The sequence below is a fragment of the Streptomyces sp. NBC_01214 genome (assembly GCF_026340975.1).
In the GTDB taxonomy this organism is placed as follows: domain Bacteria; phylum Actinomycetota; class Actinomycetes; order Streptomycetales; family Streptomycetaceae; genus Streptomyces.
Map to the genome: position 1 here is coordinate 3,273,027 of NZ_JAPEOS010000001.1, position 6,892 is coordinate 3,279,918.

The following is a 6,892-nucleotide window of genomic DNA, read 5'->3' on the forward strand; positions in this document are numbered from 1 at the left end:
AGGCTCGGGCTGCTGCTGCTGCTGCCGGGCGGTGGCGGCCTCGCGCTCCTCGGCGGCGGCAAGAGCCTGTTCCGCGCGGCCGAGTTCGCCGCGGACCGCGTCCGCGCCCCCGTGCCGCAGAACCGTCACCAGCTTGCCGAACTGCCTCGGGCTCAGCCCGGTGAACGGGGTTATCCAGGACGGCTCCGACGCCGTGATCACACCAGCCAGAACAAGATCATCTCGCCCGTGACCGGCAGTTATGGGACAACCCTTCGGCGAGCGACGGCAGCGCACGGTGCTGACGCGAAGGCGACTTGGCCAAGCAGACGGGGCAGACCGACGGCACATCGAAGCTCCGGTGATGGACGGCGACCTGGGAAGGTCATCCGTCTTCAACCGGAGCTTCGCTGCTTCCGTGGCGGCCTTCCTCCCGATCATCACACCGTCGTGACCAGGCGTCTCACAAGACCATCACGACTTTGAATCAGCCCTGCCGGGACACCCGTCGCGGCAGGGTGCAGGCGCCGGGCGCCCCGTCGACAAGAATTTCTTGTGCCATCGGGCGGCTGGGTCGGACAGCTCACGGGCGGAAGGCGATTGACAGCTCTACAACGCGCCCTGCAGCAAGTTGCCGTCTGCCTGGTGCGGGCGCAGGGCGCCCCGTCATCATGAATTTGTGCTGCCATCGGGTGGCCGGGTCGGACAGCTCACGGGCGGAAGGCGATTGACAGCTCTACAACGCGTCTGCAGGAAGTTGCCGTTCCAGTTGACGTGACGGAGGGGAAGCTGTATCGCGACTGTTTTGAGCACATTGCACGGGATGGAGCAGAAGAATGCATGAGCGCGAGTTTCGCGCCTTCGTTTCGATCGCCGAAATAGGAAGAATGGATCAGGCGGCGAAGGTTCTGGGTTACTCACAACCCGCCATCAGCTACCAGATAAAATGCTTGGAACGTGCGCTCGGAGCCAAGTTGTTCACTCGGGATTCAAGTGGGGCCCGGCTCACCAGGGAAGGTCTCATGGCCCTTCCCTCCGCGCGAGCCATACTGGCTCTCATTGACAATATCAAAGTGTCTTACGAGGTTTGAGTGGCCGTCGGCGGGTAGTGATCATGCCGTTGATCACTACCTGCCGAAACATCATGTCTCAGCCGATTTCGACATTCCAGCCCATGATGACGCTGAGGGAGGAGGCTATCGTGAGGACTCCTATGAGGGCGATGGATACTCGGTTGACCCTGTCGACAGCAGCTTCTGTCGAACCGGTGTCCCTGAGGTACTGCAGTGCGGAACCGAGCAGGCAGATTCCCATGGCGATGAACCAAGGCTCATAGAACAGTATGTTCCACAGGTTCATCGAGGTCACATTCAAGGTTTCCCACTCGTCCGGGTAGTCAATCTCGATGGCGCCGCACAGTTCGAGCAGATGCGTGAAGCCTCCAGCGACGCCGTGTGTCACGCTGAAGATTCCACCCAGCAGCACCGGGCTCAGGCATGCGACCAGCATGAGCGGCCTGGGAATCTGTTCCCCAGGAAGGAGCGGTGACCAGCGCGGAATCGTCCGCACACGCGATTGGGTGAGGAAAAGGCAGGCCACTCCGCCGAGCAGGATAACCAGCCCGGCCACGTAGTTGGCCATGTACCAGGAGGGCAGGGTCTCCGGCTTGGAGGTCCCCGGCACACCTATCATGCCGCCCGCTCCCTGATAGAAACGCACGAAGACGGCGTATCCCACGGCGAGCCCGAAGCCCCAGTAGCCGGCCCGAGTGCCCCGGCCACCAGACTGCCGACCCTGGGCAGATTCTAACGTCTCGCTCACCGCGGACTCCTCGGGTATAGGACGGCTGAAGGCATTTGACGGAATGTCAACTTCTGCCTGGATATCCTCCACTCTAAGTCAGGTGAGTTGAGCGTGCCCGGTGAATGGCCCGCTCTGTGACGCACCTCATGACGCTACGTCACCGGTCCGCCCGCGGGCAGGGCTGATTTCAAAGTTCTGGTGATCTTTCTGTGGTGCTGGTCAGTTGATGGCCAGGAGCTTGAGCGGGTGGGTGAAGGGCTCGTAGGAGACCTCGCGGAGTCCGGCGGCGATGCTGCGGTGACCTGCGGCGCGAAGGGCGTTGATCGCGAGGTTGCGGAGGTTGGCCATGCTGGCCGGGCCGTGCCCGGTGCGGATCTTGGAGGCGTCCTCGGCGAAGGTTGTGTCGCGGACGTGTTGGAGCCGGTTCTCGATCGTTTATTGCGATCCGGCCAGTTGGGCGATCTTCTGCGGGGTGGCTTCGGCCGAGGTCGGGCCGGTGATCGCGTAGACGGTCTCGCGGGTGGACTTCCCACTCGCGGCATCGACGCGGTTGCGCAGGATGCGGGCGGCCTGGACAACATGGGGAAAGTCCAGGCCCAGTCCGGTGACGGTCAGTACCCGGGTGGCGCGGGTCTCACGGCGGCCGTGCCCTGCCTCTCGGTCGTAGCGGCGGGCGGTCAGCGATCGCCGTCCACGAGCGGGCAGCGGCCGTCACCGCGCACGCGGCGACCAGGAGCACCGCCACGCACGGGTGACGCACCCCGCGCAGTCGGCGCGGATCGGGCAGCACGGCCAGCCGCTCGGCCAGCGACGGCAGCGCACGGTGCTGACGCGAAGGCGACTTGGCCAAGCAGACGGTGGCAGACCGGCGGCACATCGAAGCTCCGGTGATGGACGGCGACCTGGGAAGGTCATCCGTCTTCAACCGGAGCTTCGCTGCTTCCGTGGCGGCCTTCCTCCCGATCATCACACCGTCGTGACCAGGCGTCTCACAAGACCACCACGACTTTGAATCAGCCCTGCGCCCGCAGGCGAGTCCGGTTCGAATACTTGAAAGCAACTGCGGTGTTCAATCGTCCGGGCGGTAGGTTTAATTCGGCCCGATAGGCAGAAGCACGCATTCGGCGAATCGGCTATAAGGAGAGCTCGTGGACATTGCTATTTCTGCACGAGGGCTGCGTAAACGTTATGGCGATCACGAAGCCCTCAAAGGTGTTGACCTCGACGTTCCGGCAGGCACGGTGCTGGGGCTGCTCGGCCCCAACGGCGCCGGCAAGACCACCATCGTGCGGGCACTGACCACGCTGATCGTTCCGGACGCCGGACAGGCGGTCGTGGCGGGGTACGACGTCACCACCCAGCCGCGCGAAGTACGCAAGCGGATCGGTCTCACCGGACAGTACGCCGCGCTCGACGAACGCCTGACCGGCCGGGAGAACCTGGAGCTGATCGGGAAGCTGTTCCACGTCGGCCGGAAGGCGGCCAGGAGCAGGGCGCAGGAACTGCTGGAGCAGTTCGAGCTGACGGAGGCAGCCGGCCGCAGCGTCTCCACCTACTCCGGCGGCATGCGCCGACGGCTGGACCTCGCGGCAAGTCTGATAGCGAGTCCTCCCGTGCTCTTCCTGGACGAGCCGACCACCGGGCTCGACCCCGCGAGCCGCCTCGTGCTGTGGGAGATGGTCCGTGAACAGGTCCGCAGCGGAGTGACGGTGCTGCTGACCACGCAGTATCTGGAAGAAGCGGACCAGCTCGCCGACCGCATCATGGTGATCAACAAGGGCCTCACCGTGGCGGAGGGGACCTCCGACGAGCTCAAGCGCACGGTAGGAGGAGAACGCCTCGAGATCACGTTCGCCTCGGCCGACTCACTCCCGCCGGCGGCCGAGGCGCTGCAGCGGGTCGGCTTCACGAGCCCGGTGACCGACGCGGAGAACTGCCGGCTGTCAGTCGCTCTCGAGACCGGTCTGAGAGGGATCGCCGACGCCTCGAACTCACTCCAGAGCCTCGGGTTCGGGCTCGGGGTCGTCGATTTCTCTGTCCGCAAGCCATCGCTCGACGACGTATTCCTGGAACTGACCGACCGGCCGGGAGAGGCCGACGGGGTCGAAGAGGCAGCCGCGGAGGCCGTGTCCCGATGAGTATCGTACTGAGCGACTCGGCCGCCCTGGTCGGCCGGCACATGCGCCATCTGATCCGGATTCCGGAGAAGCTCATCGGCGTGACCGTCATGCCGATCGCACTGGTCCTCGTGTTCGGCTACCTGTTCGGCAGCGCGATGGAAGTCCCCGGCGGGGGTGACTACCGCGAGTACATCATGGCCGGCATCTTCGTGCAGATGATGCTGGCGGGCATCGGGACGACGGCGATCGGTGTCGCCGACGACCTGAACAACGGGCTGGTGGACAGGTTCCGTTCGCTGCCGATGTCCCAGGTGGCCGTGCTGATCGGGCGCACCGTTTCCGACCTGGCGCTCACCTTCATCTCCTGCATCGGCATCACCGTGGTGGGCCTCCTCATAGGCTGGCGTCCGCACGGCAACGCGCTGGAGACCGTGGCCGCTTTCGGGTTGTTGCTGCTACTCGGTTTCGCGGTGTCGTGGCTCGGTGTGGTCCTGGCCCTCCTCATCCGCAACCCCGAGGCGGTCAGCTCGATCACCACGTTCATCACGATGCCGCTGTCGTTCCTCTCCGCGGCCTTCATCCCGCTCAACAACCTTCCCGCCTGGTTGCGGACCATCGCGGAGTGGAACCCCATCAGCGCCGTGGTCAGTGCGTGCCGCGATCTGTGGGGCAACCCGACCGCGGTCACGGCCGACAGTGCTTTCGCCCTCCGGCATCCGGTGCCCTTCGCACTGGCGGGATCGGTGCTGCTGCTCGCCGTCATGATGCCGCTGGCCACCCGCGCCTACCGCCGCGCGGTGGCTCGCTAGCGGGAAATCCCCTTCGGCAGATGGCCTGCCACAGATGTGCGGAATCGGAGTGTGTACGGATCATGACCAGGCCCATCTCAGTGCTCGGGATCGGTGGTTCGCCTCGCGAGGGCTCCACCACGGAACGAGCGCTGCGCATCAGTATCGAGGCCGCCGAACACCGGGGCGCCGAGGTCGAGCTGATCACGAGCTCCGAGCTCGACCTGCCGCTGTACGATCCCCGGACCTCGCTGCGGGCGCCGCGAGCGAGGCGCCTGGTCCAGCTGATCGCGGCGGCGGACGGCATCATCGTGGCGACCCCGGCGTACCACGGCACCGTCTCCGGGCTGATGAAGAACGTCCTGGACTATGTGGAAGACCTGCGAGATGACGGCCGGCCGTACTTCACCGGCCGCGCCGTCGGATGTCTGGCGGTGGGCCAAGGCTGGCAGGGGGCGGTGTCGGCGCTCGCCTCTCTGCGCACCACCACACACGCGTTGCGCGGCTGGCCCACTCCGCTGGGCGTCGCGGTGAACACCGAGACCGGTGTGTTCAGGGGCGAGGGGCAGTGCGGGGATCCCGGTGTGGCGGGCCAGCTGCGGACCCTGGGCGGCCAGGTGGTGGAGTTCGCGGAGATGAGCCGGGCCTGGGAGGCTTCCCGGCTGGTGGGGCCGGCGACCGCGGTGTGAACAGGACGGACGCAGAAGGGCCTTCGTCGGGCAGGAGGAGATGAGCACCTCTGGCCGACGAAGGCCCCGGAGTGTCCCGGCGCTGAGCGGACGTCAGCGCGCCGCCTCGTGGGCACGCCAGGTGTCGTGGAGCTCGGCGAGGTCGTCGAAGCTCTCGATGACCCGGTCGCCGGCCACGCCGAAGTCGATGAGGCAGGCGACCTCGTCGACCCCCGCGTCCTTGAGGCGCTTCAGCACCGCCATGCAGTCGTCCACGGTGCCGAACATGCCGCTGGTCTCGAAATAGCGGTCGAAGGCCTGGGAGACCAGGAACTCCAGGTCCTCCGGGCTCATGCTCTTCAGCTCCGCGGACATGGAGGCACCGTCGACCCCGGCTGCCTCCGCCGCCTTGACCACCAGGTCGAAGGAGCTGGCCAGGTAGCGGGAGAACGGTTCGCGCACGGTTTCCCTGACGGCTTCGCGGTCGGCGCCGACGAAGGTGTGCAGCATCAGGGCGACATGCCCCTGGCCTGAGGTGTTCTGGGGGCTGTCCCGGTAGGCCCGACGGTACCCGTCGATACGCTGCGCGAGCACGTCCACGTCTTGTCCGAGCAGGTGGGTGAGCATTCCCATGCCGTTCGTGCCGGCCAGGGTGAACGTCTCGGGGGTGCCGGAGCTGGTCAGCCATACCGGCAGTTCGGGCTGGACCGGCGGCGGGTACATGGTGAGCTCCACCAGCTCCCCCGCGCCGTCGGTCAGCTGCACCGGCTCCCGCCTCCAGAGCCGGCGGATCGTCTCGACCGTCTTCAGCAGCTCGCTCCTGCGGCCCTCGTAATTCTCCGGTCGGAGTGCGAAGTCCGCGGCGTGCCAGCCGGAGGCGAAGGCGATTCCGGCCCGGCCGTTCGACAGGTTGTCGACGACCGACCATTCCTCTGCTATCCGCATCGGATGATGCAGCGGGGCCACCACGCTACCCGCGCGCACAGCGACCCGCTTGGTCACCGCCGCCACGGCGGCGCTCGTCACCGAGGGGTTCGGGTAGAGGCCGCCGAAGGGATGGAAATGCCGCTCGGGCGTCCATACGGCGGCGAAGCCGTGGTCGTCGGCGAAGCGGGCACCGTCCATCAGCAGCCGGTACCGGTCGCTGTCCTCGGCGTCGTTGTTGGCAAAGTAGAAGAGGCTGAAATCCATGTTGTCTCCGGATCCGATGGAGTAACGGCTCGGGCATGAAACTACCCGTCAGCCCTCCGCGGTCTCACGGTGTGAGGCGAGAATTGAATATAAAATTCTTCAATAAAGGAAGACCTGGGTTGCGGCGTCTGAATCGCCCTCGCCCCATCGTCCGCCGGATGCGTATCGAATTCTTTTCAGTGGTGCGCACGGTTGGCCCCCGAGCGCCTAACGTGTTACTGCCGCTATTCGAGGCGGGTCTTCTATCCGTGCCGCCTGACGGAATGTCAGGGCTCGATTGAGTCGAGATTGTCAGGCGGCCTCTCGGCAGTTGGGCCGATCCTAGAAAACGTGGAGTGAAATG

Annotated in this window: 8 protein-coding genes and 1 pseudogene; 4 read left to right on the forward strand and 5 right to left on the reverse strand. The window is 65.7% G+C overall.

Translation table 11 applies throughout. From position 1 onward, the window contains the following. Positions 1 to 90 precede the first annotated feature (90 nt). Positions 91 to 210, reverse strand: a pseudogene (locus tag OG594_RS15660) (IS5/IS1182 family transposase); the annotation flags it as partial. A gap of 605 nt (positions 211 to 815) precedes the next feature. On the opposite strand from OG594_RS15660, the gene OG594_RS15665 reads away from it, so the two are divergent. Continuing rightward, the gene (locus OG594_RS15665; RefSeq protein WP_266599252.1) at positions 816 to 1,070 is read left to right on the forward strand and encodes a LysR family transcriptional regulator; all 255 of its coding nucleotides are present in this window, start codon (positions 816 to 818) and stop codon (positions 1,068 to 1,070) included. Positions 1,071 to 1,128: 58 nt separating this feature from the next. Here OG594_RS15665 and OG594_RS15670 read toward each other — a convergent pair whose 3' ends face one another. The 3 genes from OG594_RS15670 to OG594_RS47360 all read right to left on the reverse strand — a co-directional run bounded on the left by OG594_RS15670 (position 1,129) and on the right by OG594_RS47360 (position 2,749). Further along, the gene (locus OG594_RS15670) at positions 1,129 to 1,800 is read right to left on the reverse strand and encodes a hypothetical protein (RefSeq protein ID WP_266599254.1); all 672 of its coding nucleotides are present in this window, start codon (positions 1,798 to 1,800) and stop codon (positions 1,129 to 1,131) included. 201 nt (positions 1,801 to 2,001) lie between these two features. After that, positions 2,002 to 2,130 carry a hypothetical protein gene (locus tag OG594_RS15675; protein WP_266599256.1) on the reverse strand — a complete coding sequence of 43 codons (129 nt, stop codon included), beginning with the start codon at positions 2,128 to 2,130 and terminating at the stop codon, positions 2,002 to 2,004. A 286-nt stretch (positions 2,131 to 2,416) separates the two neighbouring features. After that, on the reverse strand, positions 2,417 to 2,749 hold the full coding sequence (locus OG594_RS47360; protein ID WP_353962630.1) for a transposase family protein: 333 nt from the start codon (positions 2,747 to 2,749) through the stop codon (positions 2,417 to 2,419). Between the two features lie 181 nt (positions 2,750 to 2,930). Here OG594_RS47360 and OG594_RS15680 point away from each other — a divergent pair, with 181 nt between their 5' ends. From OG594_RS15680 to OG594_RS15690, 3 genes are all read left to right on the forward strand, one after another. After that, positions 2,931 to 3,920 (forward strand): ATP-binding cassette domain-containing protein, encoded by a 990-nt coding sequence (locus tag OG594_RS15680; RefSeq protein WP_266599258.1) that lies wholly within the window; start codon positions 2,931 to 2,933, stop codon positions 3,918 to 3,920. Further along, entirely contained in the window at positions 3,917 to 4,711 is a 795-nt protein-coding gene (locus OG594_RS15685; protein ID WP_266599260.1) for an ABC transporter permease, read from the forward strand. Before OG594_RS15680 ends, OG594_RS15685 begins: the two co-directional genes overlap by 4 nt. 62 nt (positions 4,712 to 4,773) lie before the next feature. Then, the gene (locus OG594_RS15690; RefSeq protein WP_266599262.1) at positions 4,774 to 5,379 is read left to right on the forward strand and encodes an NADPH-dependent FMN reductase; all 606 of its coding nucleotides are present in this window, start codon (positions 4,774 to 4,776) and stop codon (positions 5,377 to 5,379) included. A gap of 93 nt (positions 5,380 to 5,472) precedes the next feature. On the opposite strand, the gene OG594_RS15695 is transcribed toward OG594_RS15690, so the two are convergent. After that, positions 5,473 to 6,549 carry an LLM class flavin-dependent oxidoreductase gene (locus OG594_RS15695; protein ID WP_266599264.1) on the reverse strand — a complete coding sequence of 359 codons (1,077 nt, stop codon included), beginning with the start codon at positions 6,547 to 6,549 and terminating at the stop codon, positions 5,473 to 5,475. Between the last annotated feature and the right edge of the window lie 343 nt (positions 6,550 to 6,892).